Here is a 15,781-nt window from a genome sequence, read left to right on the forward strand (position 1 = left end):
ATGACGACGAGTCTCGGACGCCCGGTCCGGTACTCGGCTCCGGGCCGAATCAACCTCATTGGCGAGCACACCGACTACAACTTCGGGTTTGCCTTACCCATTGCGCTACCCGAACGCACCGTCGTCACATACCTGCCGACCGCCGACGACTCACTCGTGGTGCGCAGCGACCGCGAAGCACACCCGGTCCGGTTCCCGCTCAACACGATTCCGGGTGCGGTCACCGGCTGGGCAGCGTATGTGGCAGGGATCGTCTGGGCGCTGCGGTCCGCGGGACACCACTCACCCGGGGGAACGATGTCGATCTCCGGTGGTGTCGAAACAGGATCGGGGCTGGCTTCGTCGGCTGCCCTGGAATGTGCGGCACTCGGCGCGTTACTAACCGCTGCGGGCCACTCCGTGGACCCGGTCGAGCAAGCACAGATCGCGCGGCGGGCGGAGAACGAATATGTCGGTGCCCCAACGGGTCTGTTGGACCAGTTGGCGATTCTTCTCGCTGAACCCCGGCACGCGCAGCTGATCGATTTCCACCGCCTGACCGCCCGCTCGGTGACCTTCGATCCCGATGCCCACGGGGTCGCGCTGCTCCTCATCAACTCCCACGCCACGCACCGGCACGCGGGTGGCGACTACGCCGCTCGACGTGCGTCATGTGAGCGGACCGCCGCCGCATTGGGGGTCTCATCGCTGCGGGAGGTGCAGGATCGGGGCGTCGGCGTCCTTGCAGCTCTGCCGGACGATGAGGACCGCCGCCGAGCCCGCCACATCATCACCGAGAACCAACGCGTCTTGGATGCCGCCCGGGCACTTCATGATTCCGACTTCGCCGAGGCGGGCCGCCTGATGACCGCCTCACATGTGTCAATGCGCGACGACTTCGAGATCACCACGGGGCACATCGATCTGATCGCCCGGACCGCGGTGCAGGCGGGTGCGTTGGGAGCCCGGATGACGGGTGGCGGTTTCGGCGGCTGCGTCATCGCACTCGTCGACGCCGCCGCGGAGGAAACGGTCGCGGACGCGGTGCGCCAGTCGGTGCGACACGCCGGTTACCGTGAGCCGACCGTCGTCCGCACCCACCCCGGCCGCGGAGCCGGCGGTCAGCCGACGTGACCGGGGCGGCGGGAACTCGGTACGAGCTGGCCCTGTGGGCGCAGGGGCGATGGGTGCGCGGCGTGATCACCGGAGTGGGCGCCGCCATCCGGCACCTTTCGATCGGCGGCGTCGCGCTGACCCCGGACATCGACGACCGGGCCCCGGCGCCCTTCTTCTGCGGCAAGGTCCTGGTCCCGTGGCCCAACCGTGTGCGGGACGGGCGGTGGACGCACGGCGCGCGCACACTCCAACTCGACATCACCGACCCCGTCCACGGCACCGCCCTACACGGATTGCTCTGCACCGCGGCCTATCGACCCGTTACGCGCGGCCCCTCGTCGATCACGCTCAGCGCACCTATCCTCCCGCAGGACGGGTATCCATTTCACCTCGACACCGAGGTGCACTATCGACTGGCGGCCGATGGGCTGGTGACCACGCACTGTGTTCGCAACGTCGGGCCGGACTGTGCGCCGGTCGCTGTCGGTGCCCACCCATTCCTGGCGATCGGGGACGTACCGACCGACAAACTGACTCTCACTGTCGACGGCGTGCACCATATCGATGTCGACGATCGGCTGATACCCAGCGGCGCCACCGCGGTGGAGGGGACCGATTGGGACCTCCGGGCCGGGCGGACGGTAACGGACATCGACCTCGACGATTCCTGGTCGGTGCCCCGGGAACGGGCCGGCGGCACCGTGCACAGCTTGCGCGCACCCGATGGTCGCACCGTTTCGTTGTGGGCTGATGCGAATTTCGGATTCGTGCACGTGTTCATCACGCGGGAGTTCCCCACTGCCGACGGCTTCGTGACCGCGGTCGCACTCGAACCGATGACGGCTCAGCCCGACGCACTCAACAGTGGAATCGGACTGCGCTGGCTGCGAGCCGGAGAAACCTTGTGCGCCTCGTGGGCGATCCGCTACGACGACGGCTGCCGCCGCGAAGACAGCTGAACGGAAACCCTGACCGCAACGCGCCGTTGAGGGCGGAGATGACTGAGAATCCTCCTACCAATTGCTCGGCGAATAGTCCTTCAAGAAGCAGCCGTGCAGGTCCTCGCCGGACTCCCCGCGAACGATCGGGTCGTACACGCGGGCAGCGCCGTCGACGAGGTCGAGCGGCGCGTGGAAACCCTCCTCGGCGAGCCGCAGCTTCGTCGGATGAGGACGCTCGTCGGTGATCCAGCCCGTGTCCACGGCGGTCATCAGGATGCCGTCCCGCTCCAGCATCTCGGCGGCGCTGGTGCGGGTGAGCATGTTCAGCGCGGCTTTGGCCATGTTGGTGTGCGGATGCCCAGGACCCTTGTATGCGCGGCTGAACTGTCCCTCCATGGCGGACACGTTCACCACGTACTTGCGGCGGAACGACGACGCGGCCATCGCCGGCCGCAGTCGGCTCACCAGGATGAAAGGTGCAGTCTGGTTGCACAACTGGACCTCGAGCAGTTCCATCGCGTCAACCTCATGCACGCGTTGAGTCCAGCTGTTGATCGACGCGGTGTCAGGCAGCAGGCCACCGGCGTCGATCGCGGTACCCGCGGCGATCCGATCCGGTGACGCGCTGCGGGCGGCGAGCGCAAGTTCGGTGACCGGCGGGCTGGAGCGAAGCGACCCGGGGTGAGACGGAGCATGTGGAGTGTGGTGCGCCGCAAGGCTTCCGGCGAGCGCGGCGGGGTGGGCGTCGCTGACGCGGTCGAAGCTGATCACGTCGACGATTTCGGGTGCCGGGGTCCGTTCCGCCTCGACCAGCGCAGCATAGGAGCCAGGAGCCCGGCGCACCGTTTGGGCGGCGTTGTTGATCAGGATGTCCAGCGGTCCCTGCGCGGCCACGGTGTCTGCGAGCGCGACAACCTGGGCGGGGTCGCGCAGGTCGATGCCGGCGACGCGTAGCCGGTGCAACCAGTCGGCGCTGTCGGGCATGGAAGCGAACCGTCGGACGGCGTCGTTCGGGAAACGGGTGGTGATGGTGGTGTGGGCCCCGTCGCGGAGCAGACGCAGCGCGATGTACATCCCGATCTTGGCGCGGCCGCCGGTGAGCAGAGCGCTTCTACCTTCGAGGTCGGTGCGAGCGTCGCGCTTGGCGTGATTGAGCGCGGCGCATTCCGGACAAAGCTGGTGATAGAACGCGTCGACCAGCGTGTAGCGGTTCTTGCACATGTAGCAGGCGCGCGACCGGAGAAGCGTGCCCGCGACGGCGCCCCCCGCAGTCGAGGTGAGTGGCAGGCCCTGGGTCTCGTCGTCGATGCGGCCGGGCGCACCGGTGGCGGTGGCGGAGGTTATGGCCTGGTCGGCGGCCGCCACGGCGTCGCGCTTGGCATCGCGGCGGGCCTTCTTGACCGACTTGAACACGCTCGCGGTCGCCCGCCGCACCACTACCGCGTCGGGGTGCTCGGGCGGCAACGACTCGATGTCGGCCAGCACCTCCAAGCACATGGCAAGCTTGTCAGGGTCGATCTTGTTCACGGTGGAAGAGTACGGCGCGGTGCGTAGGCGTCGCGACCGACGTCGAACGGTAGGTCGGCTGCCCACTCCGCGGGCTTGCGTTCACGAACAAAGGCCGCCAGCGGAAACCGCTGACGACCTTTGTGCTGATATTCGGTGGAGCTGCCGGGAATCGAACCCGGGTCCTACGGCATGTCCTCGAGGCTTCTCCGTGCGCAGTTCGCTACGTCTCTACTCGGATCTCCTGATCACGCGAACAAGTCAGGATGACGATCCCAGTCGCTGTTTGATGTCCCTCCAGGTCCCGCGACCGGGCCTGAAGGTGGGTCCCTCTAGATGACGCCAGGGTCCGGGTCGAGGGCGTTCCCGGTCTGACGGACTAGCTTCGCTTAGGCAGCGAGAGCGTAGTCGCGCTGATTTGTATCGGCGCTTAATTGGTTGCAACGACGCTTACGGTGGTCTCTTGCCTGCACCGGCACGCTTCCCTTGATTCGATACTCGAAGTCGAAACCGTTCAGCCCCCTGTGAAATTGTCAAACTTCCCGCCGACGAGCGGCGGGATCTTCATGTTACGCGACTTCCAACGGTTCGCTCCAGCCCATTGTTCCGTCGCCGCGTCACATTCCGGGGATGGCCGCCTCGCGCACCTCCGACACCAAGCGACTCACATCGCTCAGTTGCATCGCCCGCCCGAACAGGTACCCCTGGGCCAGCGGGCACCCCGCGGTCAACAGCATGTCTGCCTGCTCCGGGAATTCGATCCCCTCGGCGATCACGTCGAGGCCCAGTGCATGACACAGCCCGATCACCGACCGGTACAGCGCCAGATCCCGGTCGGGGTCACCGCCTGCCGCCAGGCTGCGGTCGAGTTTGACCACGTCCACCGGCAGGGCGTGCAGATAGCTGAGCGAGTTGTACCCCGCACCGAAATCGTCCAGCGCGACCTTCACGCCGACGGCCCTCAACCGCCTGATGGCGGCGGCCCCTTCGGCCAGGTCCACGATCGGGACGGTTTCGGTGATCTCGAGTACCAGACGGTCGGGTTCCATACCGTGTCGCTCCAGGGTTCGCGCCACCTGCTGTTCAAAGGCGCGGTTACCCAGCCGCGCAGCGCCGATGTTCACATGGAGGGCCAGATCCACTCCGGCACTCACCAGCTCGCAGCAGGCCAGTTCGAGCACCATGGAGTCGAGCGCGGCCCCCAGCCCGGTACCTTCGGCCACCGCCACGAACGTCTCCGGAGGTATTTGCATCCCGTTCGGTGAGGTCCATCTCGCGAGCGCCTCGACAGCCACCGGCCGTGCGTCCGCCAAGCTGACCACCGGCTGATAGGCCAGCCGAAATCCCGCCGGCACCCCGCCGTCGGCCTTACGTAGGGCGCTCGGGAAATCGACCGAGACACCAGACGACGGTCGGTACACCACAGCGGTGTCCTTGCCCAGCCGCTTGCCCGCATACATCGAGATGTCCGCTTGCCGCAGCAGATCGTCCGAGGTGGGCGCCGCCTCGTCAGCCGACGGCCTGACCAATCCCATGCTCGCCCGCACGCGCACCGACGAACCGTGCACAGCGAACGGGTCCCGAAGCGCCACCCGCAGTCTGTCGGCCACGACCTCGGGCGGCTCGTGCCCCTGGACGAGGATCGCGAACTCGTCCCCGCCGATGCGTGCCAGCGTGTCGGACGGCCCGACGCACTGGCGTAGTCGATCACCGACCGCGCACAGCAGTTCGTCACCGGCTGCGTGGCCGAACTGGTCGTTGACCTCTTTGAAGTCGTCGAGGTCGACGAAGATCAGCACGAACTTTCCGTCGCGCATCGCCTCGTCGAGTCGCTGGGCGAACAGCAGTCGGTTGGGCAGTCCGGTGAGCGAGTCGTGGTGAACCTGGTGTGCAAGCCGACTCTGGGCTTCGTAGAGCTGCTCGGTCAGCAGACGTTGTGCGCGCATCGCGACCACTTGCCGCGCGGTGACCAGACAGATCATCGTCACGGCTGCGCCGATCACCGCCGTGGGCATGTCCGCATCGATCAGGAGGTGGAAGGACAGTAACCCGATGATCAGAAGGAAACCGATGTAGGGCAGGAACGCCTGCAACCAGTCCATGGCTTCCTGGCCGAGCCCGCGGGCCGGCTCCGGTCGCACTTCGACCAGTGCGAAGGCAATCATGAGCGGTCCAAGGGCGAAACCGACGCCGCCCCACAGATCCCCCGACTCCATGCCCACGGTCCGTAGGTAGGCAACCAGCCGGTCAGAAGTGGCGATTGTCAGCACCCCGCCGGAAAGCAGGAGGTAGTTCACGCGATAGGGCCGGTCCCGACGGTATGCCATCGCCATCAACGCCGCGACCACCACCACCATCAATTCCAGGAGCGAGTAGGCGACCACGACGGTGGTGTTCTGGGATCGGGGTAACGCGGCGCCGGTCATCGCGCCCAGGCCGGCGATGTACGCCAGAATCGAGAACGCCGCCGCCGCCACCAGACCATCGAGCACCGCGACAGCACGGGAGTGACGCAACGGGCCATCCTGTCGACCGTGCAAACCTCCGCCGCCCCGGGCCAGCACGACCATCGCTGCCAGTGATAACACCGGAGGCAGGAAGTATGCGACCACAGCTACCGGCGGCGCGGACGCACCGTTGCCCGCTGCACCGAGGAACCAGGCAACCTCCGCGACCAGCCAGCTGCCCATCGCCGCGGTGACCAGCAATCGCCACCACCGGGAAACACCCTTCGAGCGCCGCGCGACCACCGCCCCGATCACCATCGCCGTGATGCCGATCGCTGCTTGTAGCACTACCGCCACCGATCGGGCGACGTCGTCGCCGTACAGCGCCAGCGCGTTCCCGCACGCCAAAGCTGTCACGGCAGCAAAAATGCCGAGGCGACACTGTGCGCTGTTGACTGCCACAGACCCCCCGCTTGGAATGCCGACAATCACCCCATACTGCCATGACGGGACGCCCGCAACCGCTGCTGAAGCGTCCCGGTCGTGTGGAGTTCGTACGGTAGCGGGCAAACGACCCGGGCGGCAGTGCGACCGCGCCGGAAGGGGCCGGCCTATCCGACGGCGATGATCGCGACCGGATAGGACACCAGCACCACCCGAAGCGCGGCGACCCGTCGGGAGGCGATTCCGCCGACGAAGTCACTGACCCCGTAGCCGGCCGCGGAGGCCAGCGCCAACGGAATTCCTGTCAGGACATGCCCTTGGCCCGACGGCCCAGTTCGCGGACGACCTCACGCTCGGCGTCCCGGCGCGCCAGGTCCTGGCGTTTGTCGTGGGCCTGCTTGCCGCGGGCCAGCGCCAGCTCCACCTTGACCTTGCCGTCGGAGAAGTACAGCGACAGCGGCACAAGGGTCAGGTTGCCGTCACGGATCTTGCCGACGAGTTGATCGATCTGCTTGCGGTGCAGCAGCAGCTTGCGGTTGCGCCGCGGCGCATGGTTCGTCCAGCTGCCGTGGTGATACTCCGGGATGTGCAGGTTACGCAGCCAGATCTCGCCGTCGTCGACGGTGGCGAACGCGTCGGCCAGCGATGCCTGTCCGTCGCGCAGGCTCTTGACCTCGGTGCCCACCAGGGCGATACCGGCCTCGTAGGTGTCGAGGATCGCGTAGTTGTGCCGCGCTCGGCGGTTACTGGCGACGACCTGGTTGTTGCGGTCCTTCGCTCCCCCGGGCTTCTTGGCTGCCATGGCTACCTCCGTACGTACAGGCGCAACGTGACGTACGAGGTGACAGCCGCCATCGCCACACCCACGAACAGCAGGATGGGCGAGATGTACAGGATGTCCGCGTAGTCGATCCTCGCGATCAGATTCGCTTGATAGAACTGGTCGAGCGCGTTCTCCAGGAACGCCGCACGGACCACCACCAGGCCCGCGATCGCGATCACCACGCCCAGCAGGGCCGCCAGCATTGCCTCCAGCAGGAACGGCAGCTGGGTGTACCAGCGGCTCGCGCCGACCAGCCGCATGATGCCGACTTCCGTGCGTCGCGTGTACGCGGCCACCTGCACCATGTTGGCGATGAGCAGGACGGCGCCGACCGCCTGCACCAGCGCCACGGCGAACGCGGCGTTGCTCAGCCCGTCGAGCACGGCGAACAGCCGGTCGACCAGATCCTTCTGGTTCTGCACCCCCTGCACACCGGGCTGCCCCACCATCGCCTTGTCGAATTCCTCGTGTTGCTCAGGGTCTACCAGCTTCACGACGAACGACGCCGGGAACGCATCCTTCCCCGCGACGTCCTTGTACTGGGGGAACTTGCGGATCGCGTCCTCGTAGGCATCGTCGCGGTTGAGGAACACCACGGACTGGACGTCGGTGCGGTTCTCCAGCTGTGTCCGCAGCGTCTGACACGGATCAGCGTCGCACGTCGGATCGCTTGCCGAGACCTCCGGAGTCAGGAAGACCTGGCTCTCCACCCTGTCGAGGTAGATGTCCCGCGAGTTGTCTGCCAACCGCACGACCAGCAGGCCGCCGCCGAACAGGCCGATCGAGATCGCGGTCGTCAGGATCATCGCGATCGTCATCGTGACGTTGCGACGAAGCCCGGTCAGAACCTCATTGATCAGGAACCCAAAGCGCACTTAGCGATCCATTCCGTAGACACCGCGCTGCTCGTCGCGGACCAGGCGGCCCAACTCGAGTTCGAGCACGCGCTGGCGCATCGAGTCGACGATGTGATGGTCGTGGGTGGCCATCAGCACGGTTGTTCCCGTGCGGTTGATCCGCTCCAGCAGATCCATGATGTCCTTACTCGTCTCCGGGTCCAGGTTGCCGGTCGGCTCGTCGGCCAGCAGCACCAGCGGCCGGTTCACGAAAGCCCTCGCGATGGCCACCCGTTGTTGTTCACCGCCGGACAGTTCTGTCGGCAGGCGGTTGGCCTTACCCGACAGCCCCACCATCTCCAGCACGTCGGGAACGACCCGGTTGATCACCTCGGAACGCTTTCCGATGACCTCGAGCGCGAACGCGACGTTCTCGAACACCGTCTTCTGCTGCAGCAGCCGGAAGTCCTGGAAGACGCAGCCGATCACCTGCCGCAGGCCAGGGACGTGGCGCCCGGACAGCTTGTTGACGTGGAACTTCGACACCCGGATATCGCCCGACGTGGGCGAGTCCTCGGCGAGCAGGAGCCGCATGAACGTCGACTTACCCGAGCCGGACGGCCCGATGAGGAAGACGAACTCACCCTTGTCGATCTTCAGTGACACGTTGTCCAGCGCGGGTCGCGCCGAGGACTTGTACTGCTTGGTCACGTTGTCGAGGGTGATCATCACGGCTCGCCAGTGTAGCGGGGACTCACCCGGCCCCCGGTTACGGCAGCGGCAGCGGCAGGCCGGGTAGGGGCTGCGGTCCGAGAGCGGGCGTCGGTGTCTCGGTGACGGTCGTCGGCGGTAGCAAACCGGGACCGTCGGGGTCGATCACGGTGGTCGTCGGCGACGGCGGCGTCGAGGTCGGCGGCGTCGACGTGGGTGACGTCGGCGTCGGTGACGTGGTCGGCGTCGGACTGGTGGTCGTGGGCGTCGTCGTGGTCCTCGTCGGCCGGCGCGTGGTCGTCTGGGGGACCTGCACCTGAGTGCGGGGCACCCACGTGTAGTCGGGGTCCGGTACGAAGCCGGGCGGCACCACAACGGGCGCCTGCGTGGCAACCGGTTCGGGTTCGAAGGCCTGCTGCACCCAGAACAGCGCGATGAACAGCACCAGTAGCCCCGCCGTCGAGGTGCGGACCCGACCGCCGAAGAGGTAGGTGGGCCAACTCCGGCCGGCGAGCTTGTCCTTGAGCCTGCGGGGCTCGAGACCGAATGGACTCATGACTTCTGCCCTGCGGGCCCCTGGGTCTCCTCTTCCGCGCCGCCCGCGGTCGCCGGGTGCACGATCGCCCCGACCATCGGCACCCCGTCGGCGGGTGAGGTGACACCGGCGCGGCGCAACGCCGCGATCACCAGCACCCTCAGCTGGCGCCCGACCTCGAACTGTTTGCCGGGCAGCGTCCGCGCCACCATGCGCAGGTTCACGGTGTCCAGGGCGATGCTCTCGACGCCCATCATCTGCGGCGCGTCCAGCAGCAGGTCGTGGAGTTTGGGATCGCCCATCGCGCGTTGGGCCACCTCGTGGAGCAGTTCATTGACCTCGTTGAGGTCGGCCGACGTGGGCACCGGGATGTCGATGACGGCGCGCGCCCAGTCCTTGGAGAGGTTGACGGTCTTGACGATCTGCCCGTTCGGGATCGTCAGCATCTCGCCCTCGGGCGAGCGCAGCTTCGTGACACGCAACGTGACGTCCTCGACCGTGCCCTCCGCCGGGGCGGCCACACCGGTGACCGTGAGGGCCACGAGGTCACCGAAGCCGTACTGCTTCTCGGTGATGATGAAGAACCCGGCGAGTAGATCCTGCACCAGCCGCTGGGCACCGAAACCGAGCGCCGCGCCGAGCACGGCGGCAGGGGCGACCAGTGAGCCGATCGGTATCGCCAGGGCGTCGGTGATCTCGACGGACACCACGACGAAGAGGATGGCGATCGACACCCAGGAGATGACCGAGGCGACGGCCTGGCGGTGCTTGGCGCTTTCCGTGCGCACCAGCTGGTCGGATTCCTGGTATTCGGCGTCGATGCGTCGGCTGATCCGCTGTGCCACCCAGTTGATGAACCTGGCGGCCAGCAGAGCGCCGATCACCAGCAGCGCGATCCGCAGCCCGCTGGTGAGGATCCATTCGCCGATCTCGCCGCGCCAGAAGCCGGTCCAGCGTTCGGATATCGGCTGCGCCACCACAGTGCTGTTCGTCATCGGCTTTCTGTCATCGGCTAATCGTCGTCGCGCCTGTTTCGCCAGCGGATCCCGGCTTCGAGGAACCCGTCGATGTCACCGTCGAGTACCGCGGCCGGGTTGCCGACCTCGTAGTCGTTCCGAAGGTCTTTGACCATTTGGTAAGGATGCAACACATAGGAGCGCATCTGGTTTCCCCACGAGCTGCCGCCATCGCCCTTGAGCGCGTCCATCTCGGCGCGTTCTTCAAGTCGTTTGCGTGCCAACAACTTTGCCTGCAGCACACGCATCGCCGCAACCTTGTTCTGCAGCTGAGACTTCTCGTTCTGACAGGTGACGACGATTCCCGTCGGGATGTGGGTGAGGCGGACCGCGGAGTCGGTGGTGTTGACCGACTGCCCGCCGGGGCCGCTGGAGCGGTACACGTCCACGCGCAGGTCGGTCTCGGGAATGTCGATGTGGTCGGTGGTCTCGACGACCGGCAGCACCTCGACGTCGGCGAACGAGGTCTGGCGGCGGCTCTGGTTGTCGAAGGGGCTGATGCGCACGAGCCGGTGCGTGCCCTGTTCCACCGACAGCGTGCCGTAGGCGTACGGCGCGTGCACCGCGAACGTGGCGCTCTTGATGCCCGCCTCTTCGGCGTAGGAGGTGTCGAACACCTCGACCGGGTACTTGTGCTGTTCGGCCCACCGGATGTACATCCGCATCAGCATCTCGGCCCAGTCCGCGGCGTCCACCCCGCCGGCGCCGGAACGGATGGTGACGACGGCCTCGCGTTCGTCGTACTCACCGGACAGCAGCGTGCGGACTTCCATCGCCTCGATGTCCTCACGCAGCTTGACGCGTTCCGCGTCGGCCTCGGCTGTGGCGTTGTCGGCGTCGTGCCCCTCTGCTTCGTCGGCCATTTCGTAGAGCACCGGCAGGTCGTCGACGCGCTGTCGGAGTTCCTCGACCCGGCGCAGCTCACCCTGGGCGTGGGACAGTTCGCTGGTGACCTTCTGAGCGCGGTTCTGGTCGTCCCAGAGGTTCGGATCCGAGGCTTCTTGTTCGAGCTTTTTGATGCGGTCCCGCAAACCGTCGACGTCGAGCACTCGCTCCACCGTCGTGAGGGTGGCGTCGAGGGCGGCGATGTCGGATTGACGGTCAGGATCCACGGGAACTCAGGGTACCGGCCGGTGCGACGGCGGTCGCGGGCCCGCCTGCCGGATCGGCGAGTTCGTCGCGACTTGCCCTCGGTGCGCAGCTGCCGCGTTTAGAGTCGGACGGGTAATCAGCCCGGCCGCGTCGCGACAGCCCCTTGCGCGTGGCGGGCAGCGACAGAAGGCACCCTCACATGCCCCAACAGCGCCCGTACCACGTGGCGATCGTCGGTTCCGGCCCGTCCGGCTACTTCGCCGCCTCCTCGCTGCTCAAATTCGCCGACGCCGACGACGCGGTCCGTGATGTGCGCGTCGACATGCTCGAGATGCTGCCCACCCCGTGGGGTCTCGTGCGATCCGGGGTGGCACCCGACCACCCGAAGATCAAGTCCATCAGCGCGCAGTTCGACAAGACTTCGGGAGACCCGCGCTTCCGCTTCTTCGGCAACATCGCCGTCGGCGAACACGTCAAGCCCGAGGAGTTGGCCGAGCGCTACGACGCCGTCGTCTATGCGGTCGGCGCGCAGTCCGACCGCTCGCTGAACATCCCGGGCGAGGACCTGCCCGGCAGTGTGGCGGCGGTCGACTTCGTCGGTTGGTACAACGCCCACCCCCATTTCGAGCAGATGGGGCCCGACCTGTCGACCGGTCGCGCGATCGTCGTGGGCAACGGCAACGTCGCACTCGACGTCGCGCGCATCCTCGTCACCGATCCAGATGCGCTGGCCAGTACCGACATCGCCGATCACGCACTCGAATCGCTGCACAAGCGTGGTGTCGAAGAGGTCGTCGTGATCGGCAGGCGCGGCCCGCTGCAGGCCACGTTCACCACGCTCGAACTGCGCGAACTCGGCGACCTGAAAGGGCTCGGCGACGTCGACGTGATCGTCGACCCCGCGGATTTCGCCGACATCACCGACGATGACCTCGAGGCGGCCGGGAAGGTCGTCAAGCAGAACGTCAAAGTCATGCGGAGCTACGCCGACCGCCCGCCGCGTGGGGCGGCCCGCCGGATCGTGTTCCGGTTCCGCACGTCACCGATCGAGATCAAGGGCGGCGACCACGTCGAGTCGATCGTGCTGGGTCGCAACGAACTCGTGACCGACAACGGCCGGGTGGTCGCCAAGGACACCGGCGAGCGGGAGGAGCTGCCCGCGCAGTTGGTGGTTCGCGCGGTGGGTTACCGCGGCGTGGCGACGCCGGGTCTGCCGTTCGACGAGCGCAGCGGCACGATCCCGCACACCGACGGCCGCATCGACGGCCGGCGCAATGAATACGTGGTCGGCTGGATCAAACGCGGCCCGTCGGGCGTCATCGGCAGCAACAAGAAGGATTCGCAGGCAACCGTCGACACGGTGATCGCGGACCTGGGCGGTGCCGCCCTCGCCGATTTCGGTGACGGCCATGCCGACGAGCTGGTCGAGTGGCTCGTGTCCCGGCAGCCCGACCTGGTGACCGACGACCACTGGAAGGTGATCGACGAGCACGAACGTTCAGCCGGCGAGTCGGCCGGTCGGCCGCGGGTCAAGCTGACCAGTGTGGCCGAAATGCTCCGCATCGGGCGCGGCTGAACGCGGTCATTCGCGCGCCGGCGGGATCACCCGGTCGGCATCGATCGTGACGACGATGCGGGTCTCCGGCCTGCCGGTGAAGTTCGGATACGGCGTACCGAGGTACTTGTGCGAGATCGCGTCGATACTCTCGGCTCCGCCCTCGGTGGTCATGTTCGCCACCCGGCCGCGGACGGCGTAGTAGCGGAACACGTCATCAGGGTCGACGACGTTGAGGGCGATACGTGGATCGCGCGCGAGGTTTCGCTCCTTCTGGCTGCCCTCGACGATGTTGATGACGACGCGCTCGCCGTCGGTGGTCACCCAGGTCTGGGTGAGCTGCGGCGATCCGTCCGCCATCAGGGTGGTGACGAAGCACGGGCTGGGCTTGCTGAGCAGTTCCAGCAGGCCGGCCGGCAAGGGTGTGGACACGCACCTTCCTAACACTTTCGGAAGCATGTCGGTGTGATGTCCCAAGACATCGGTGACAGTTCTGCATCAGGACATCGGTGACAGTTCGGGTGGTGTTGGTGGTAACACTTCTGGCCCGATGCTGCGGGGGGCTACCTCGATAAACAACCGATCGCGGAGTCACTGGCCGAACTCCAACCCCAGGTCGACGAATTCGACCGCATCTACAACACCGAGCGCCCCCACCAAGGGCTGCCCGGGCGTGTGACGCCCCTGACAGCGTGGCAAGCAACCCCCAAGGCTGATCGGCCCGCCCCAAACCTGACCGGCCGCTCTACGAGGCGCCGACCCCAAGCCGATACCGGCTCCCGCGAGCTCAGCCGCCCACCGATCTGCCCGAGGGCACGCGTGTCAGAACGATAGGCACCGCCGGGACCATCGGGCTGGACTCAGTCACCTACAGGGTTGATACCCAACGCGCCTTCGAACAAGTCCTCGTCGTCTGCGAAGGCGACAACATCATCATCACCGACCTGCAAGGCGAGGTCCTCGCCGAGCACACCCGACCCGCACCCGGCACCAACTACGTCGGCAATGGCCGACCCCGCGGCCCACGCCCCAAGCCAAGGGAAACTGTCACCGAAGTCCTGACACACCGACCGTCACCGAAGTCGATGCAGAACCGTCACCGATGTCTTGGGACATAACACGGAAGCATGTCGGTATGGCGAGTATACTCGAACACATGTTCGATTACGACGAGGCGGCGCTGATAGAGCGGATCGCAACGCTGGAACGCGAGAAGTCGGCCGCGGCGGCTGCACAGGCCCGGGCCACCGCGCGGCTCGACGAATTACGCCGCGCCGCGGAGGCGGCGGCCGGGGTACCAGCGCGAAAGCGCGGTCGCGGCCTGGCCTCGGAGGTGGCGTTGGCGCGGCGTGACTGCCCGAACAAGGGTGGGCGCCATCTCGGGTTCGCCCGGGCGCTGGTGCACGAGATGCCGCACACCCTGGCCGCGCTGGAATGCGGTGTGCTCTCGGAGTGGCGGGCGACGCTGATCGTGCGCGAGTCGGCGTGCCTGTCGGTCGACGACCGTCGCGTGCTGGACGAAGAAATGTGCGCCGACATGTCGAAACTAGACGGTCTGGGCGACAACAGAATCGAAGCCGACGCGAAGAAGATCGCTTACCGGCTCGATCCGCAGGCGGTGGTCGATCGAGCCGCCAAGGCGGCGTCCGAACGCAACGTGAGCTGCCGCCCGGCTCCGGATGCCATGACGTATGTGACGGCGCTGCTGCCCGTGGGCCAGGGGGTGGCGGTGTACGCGGCGCTCAAGCGGTCCGCCGACACCACCTTCGACGATCGGTCCCGGGGTCAGGTCATGGCCGACACGCTGGTCGAGCGGGTCACCGGGCGGCCGGCCGACAGCGCGACGCCGGTTGCGGTGAACCTCGTGATCACCGACGAGTCGCTGCTCGGCGGCGACGATGTGCCCGCCGACATCGCCGGATACGGACCGGTGCCCGCGTCCGTCGGCCGTCACCTGGTCAACGCGGCGGTGTCGGACAAGCGGTCGAAGGCGACGCTTCGCCGGCTGTACCGCCACCCTCGATCCGGCGCGCTGGTCGCGATGGAGTCACGGAAGCGGTTGTTCCCCAAAGGGTTGGCCACGTTCATCAACCTGCGCGACGGCACCTGCCGGACCCCCTACTGCAATGCTCCGATCCGCCATCGCGACCATGCTGAACCCGCCCGCCGGGGCGGACCAACCAGTGCGGTCAACGGGCTGGGTGAGTGCGAAGCGTGCAACTACGCCAAGGAGGCGCCCGGTTGGCGGGTCATCACGTCGACCGATGAGCAGGGCCGCCATGGCGCGCAGTTCACCACCCCGACCGGCGCGCGTTACTCATCGGTGGCGCCGCCGTTGCCCGGCCTGACGGTCGTCGATGTCAGCACCCTCGAAGTGAGGATCGGCATCGAATTGGCCGCCATGGGGCATGCGGCCTAGTACGGGGGCGGCGGCGGTCCGTCGGGCACCTCCGGCGGAGCGAAGTTCCAGTTGTCGGGGTTCTTCGGCGAGTACACCACCGGAAACAGCGCGCCCATCGACGGCCAGTTGTTCACGTCGACGGCCATGCGCTGGTAGACGACGTGCTCGTTGACCGTCGGACCGTTGATCACCCCGGAGATCGTGACGAACTGGTCCCCCGTCACGTCGTCCGGACGGGGGCTGACACCCGTGACCAGCAGGGTGCCGTGCGCGAGCTCGCCTCGCGGTCCCCGGCTCCGCCTGATCCACGGCACCACGAACAGAGCGATCGCACCGATCAACAACAGCAGCACAAGGAATTCCACAGGGCCATGGTAGG

General features: G+C 66.9%; 15 protein-coding genes, 1 other RNA gene and 1 pseudogene. 5 read left to right on the forward strand and 12 right to left on the reverse strand.

The window, feature by feature from the left end; genetic code table 11:
* Both I7X18_RS19845 and I7X18_RS19850 read left to right on the forward strand, forming a co-directional pair.
* Positions 1–1,113 (forward strand): galactokinase, encoded by a 1,113-nt coding sequence (locus I7X18_RS19845; protein ID WP_193043726.1) that lies wholly within the window; start codon positions 1–3, stop codon positions 1,111–1,113.
* Positions 1,110–2,054 carry an aldose 1-epimerase family protein gene (locus tag I7X18_RS19850; RefSeq protein ID WP_193043727.1) on the forward strand — a complete coding sequence of 315 codons (945 nt, stop codon included), beginning with the start codon at positions 1,110–1,112 and terminating at the stop codon, positions 2,052–2,054. Before I7X18_RS19845 ends, I7X18_RS19850 begins: the two co-directional genes overlap by 4 nt.
* A 54-nt stretch (positions 2,055–2,108) precedes the next feature.
* Here the strand turns inward: I7X18_RS19850 and I7X18_RS19855 are convergent, their stop codons facing one another.
* The 10 genes and pseudogenes from I7X18_RS19855 to prfB all read right to left on the reverse strand — a co-directional run bounded on the left by I7X18_RS19855 (position 2,109) and on the right by prfB (position 11,466).
* On the reverse strand, positions 2,109–3,563 hold the full coding sequence (locus I7X18_RS19855; RefSeq protein ID WP_193043728.1) for an SDR family NAD(P)-dependent oxidoreductase: 1,455 nt from the start codon (positions 3,561–3,563) through the stop codon (positions 2,109–2,111).
* Positions 3,564–3,696: 133 nt separating this feature from the next.
* Positions 3,697–4,064: a transfer-messenger RNA gene (gene ssrA, locus I7X18_RS19860) on the reverse strand.
* A 95-nt stretch (positions 4,065–4,159) separates the two neighbouring features.
* A complete protein-coding gene (locus I7X18_RS19865; RefSeq protein ID WP_404822706.1) occupies positions 4,160–6,406 on the reverse strand; it encodes a putative bifunctional diguanylate cyclase/phosphodiesterase in 2,247 nt (748 codons plus the stop codon).
* Positions 6,407–6,606: 200 nt separating this feature from the next.
* A pseudogene (locus tag I7X18_RS19870) lies at positions 6,607–6,741 on the reverse strand (EamA family transporter); the annotation flags it as partial.
* Complete coding sequence (gene smpB, locus I7X18_RS19875; protein WP_193043730.1) at positions 6,738–7,235, reverse strand: SsrA-binding protein SmpB; 498 nt, start codon at positions 7,233–7,235, stop codon at positions 6,738–6,740. The pseudogene I7X18_RS19870 and the gene smpB, both read right to left, overlap by 4 nt.
* Positions 7,236–7,237: 2 nt before the next feature.
* Positions 7,238–8,131, reverse strand: a complete 894-nt coding sequence (gene ftsX / locus I7X18_RS19880) for a permease-like cell division protein FtsX (RefSeq protein WP_193043731.1) — start codon at positions 8,129–8,131, stop codon at positions 7,238–7,240.
* Positions 8,132–8,821: a cell division ATP-binding protein FtsE gene (gene ftsE / locus I7X18_RS19885; RefSeq protein ID WP_193044016.1), complete on the reverse strand. Its 690-nt coding sequence runs from the start codon at positions 8,819–8,821 to the stop codon at positions 8,132–8,134.
* Between the two features lie 40 nt (positions 8,822–8,861).
* Positions 8,862–9,359: an Rv3103c family proline-rich protein gene (locus I7X18_RS19890; RefSeq protein ID WP_193043732.1), complete on the reverse strand. Its 498-nt coding sequence runs from the start codon at positions 9,357–9,359 to the stop codon at positions 8,862–8,864.
* A complete protein-coding gene (locus I7X18_RS19895; RefSeq protein WP_193043733.1) occupies positions 9,356–10,333 on the reverse strand; it encodes a mechanosensitive ion channel family protein in 978 nt (325 codons plus the stop codon). The genes I7X18_RS19890 and I7X18_RS19895 overlap by 4 nt, the downstream gene beginning before the upstream one ends.
* A gap of 17 nt (positions 10,334–10,350) precedes the next feature.
* Positions 10,351–11,466, reverse strand: coding sequence for a peptide chain release factor 2 (prfB, locus tag I7X18_RS19900; protein WP_193043734.1), 1,116 nt, complete (start codon positions 11,464–11,466; stop codon positions 10,351–10,353).
* Between the two features lie 179 nt (positions 11,467–11,645).
* Here prfB and I7X18_RS19905 point away from each other — a divergent pair, with 179 nt between their 5' ends.
* Positions 11,646–13,022 carry an FAD-dependent oxidoreductase gene (locus I7X18_RS19905; RefSeq protein ID WP_193043735.1) on the forward strand — a complete coding sequence of 459 codons (1,377 nt, stop codon included), beginning with the start codon at positions 11,646–11,648 and terminating at the stop codon, positions 13,020–13,022.
* A 6-nt stretch (positions 13,023–13,028) separates the two neighbouring features.
* Here the strand turns inward: I7X18_RS19905 and I7X18_RS19910 are convergent, their stop codons facing one another.
* Positions 13,029–13,433 carry a PPOX class F420-dependent oxidoreductase gene (locus tag I7X18_RS19910; protein WP_232375282.1) on the reverse strand — a complete coding sequence of 135 codons (405 nt, stop codon included), beginning with the start codon at positions 13,431–13,433 and terminating at the stop codon, positions 13,029–13,031.
* A 162-nt stretch (positions 13,434–13,595) separates the two neighbouring features.
* On the opposite strand from I7X18_RS19910, the gene I7X18_RS19915 reads away from it, so the two are divergent.
* Complete coding sequence (locus tag I7X18_RS19915) at positions 13,596–13,835, forward strand: integrase core domain-containing protein (RefSeq protein ID WP_226862839.1); 240 nt, start codon at positions 13,596–13,598, stop codon at positions 13,833–13,835.
* Positions 13,836–14,136: 301 nt separating this feature from the next.
* On the forward strand, positions 14,137–15,420 hold the full coding sequence (locus tag I7X18_RS19920; protein WP_193043737.1) for a 13E12 repeat family protein: 1,284 nt from the start codon (positions 14,137–14,139) through the stop codon (positions 15,418–15,420).
* Here the strand turns inward: I7X18_RS19920 and I7X18_RS19925 are convergent.
* Positions 15,417–15,767: a hypothetical protein gene (locus I7X18_RS19925; protein WP_193043738.1), complete on the reverse strand. Its 351-nt coding sequence runs from the start codon at positions 15,765–15,767 to the stop codon at positions 15,417–15,419. The two genes, I7X18_RS19920 and I7X18_RS19925, sit on opposite strands and share 4 nt — an antisense overlap.
* Positions 15,768–15,781 lie beyond the last annotated feature (14 nt).

Source organism: Mycolicibacterium baixiangningiae, assembly GCF_016313185.1.
Taxonomy (GTDB): domain Bacteria; phylum Actinomycetota; class Actinomycetes; order Mycobacteriales; family Mycobacteriaceae; genus Mycobacterium; species Mycobacterium baixiangningiae.

What these genes read in the sequence shown, in the direction of transcription:
- I7X18_RS19845 (WP_193043726.1), top strand. Translation starts at nt 1, where the DNA reads ATGACGACGAGTCTCGGACGCCCGGTCCGGTACTCGGCTCCGGGCCGA.
- smpB (WP_193043730.1), bottom strand. Translation starts at nt 7,235, where the DNA reads ATGGCAGCCAAGAAGCCCGGGGGAGCGAAGGACCGCAACAACCAGGTC.
- ftsE (WP_193044016.1), bottom strand. Translation starts at nt 8,821, where the DNA reads ATGATCACCCTCGACAACGTGACCAAGCAGTACAAGTCCTCGGCGCGA.
- I7X18_RS19890 (WP_193043732.1), bottom strand. Translation starts at nt 9,359, where the DNA reads ATGAGTCCATTCGGTCTCGAGCCCCGCAGGCTCAAGGACAAGCTCGCC.
- I7X18_RS19895 (WP_193043733.1), bottom strand. Translation starts at nt 10,333, where the DNA reads ATGACGAACAGCACTGTGGTGGCGCAGCCGATATCCGAACGCTGGACC.
- I7X18_RS19905 (WP_193043735.1), top strand. Translation starts at nt 11,646, where the DNA reads ATGCCCCAACAGCGCCCGTACCACGTGGCGATCGTCGGTTCCGGCCCG.
- I7X18_RS19920 (WP_193043737.1), top strand. Translation starts at nt 14,137, where the DNA reads ATGGCGAGTATACTCGAACACATGTTCGATTACGACGAGGCGGCGCTG.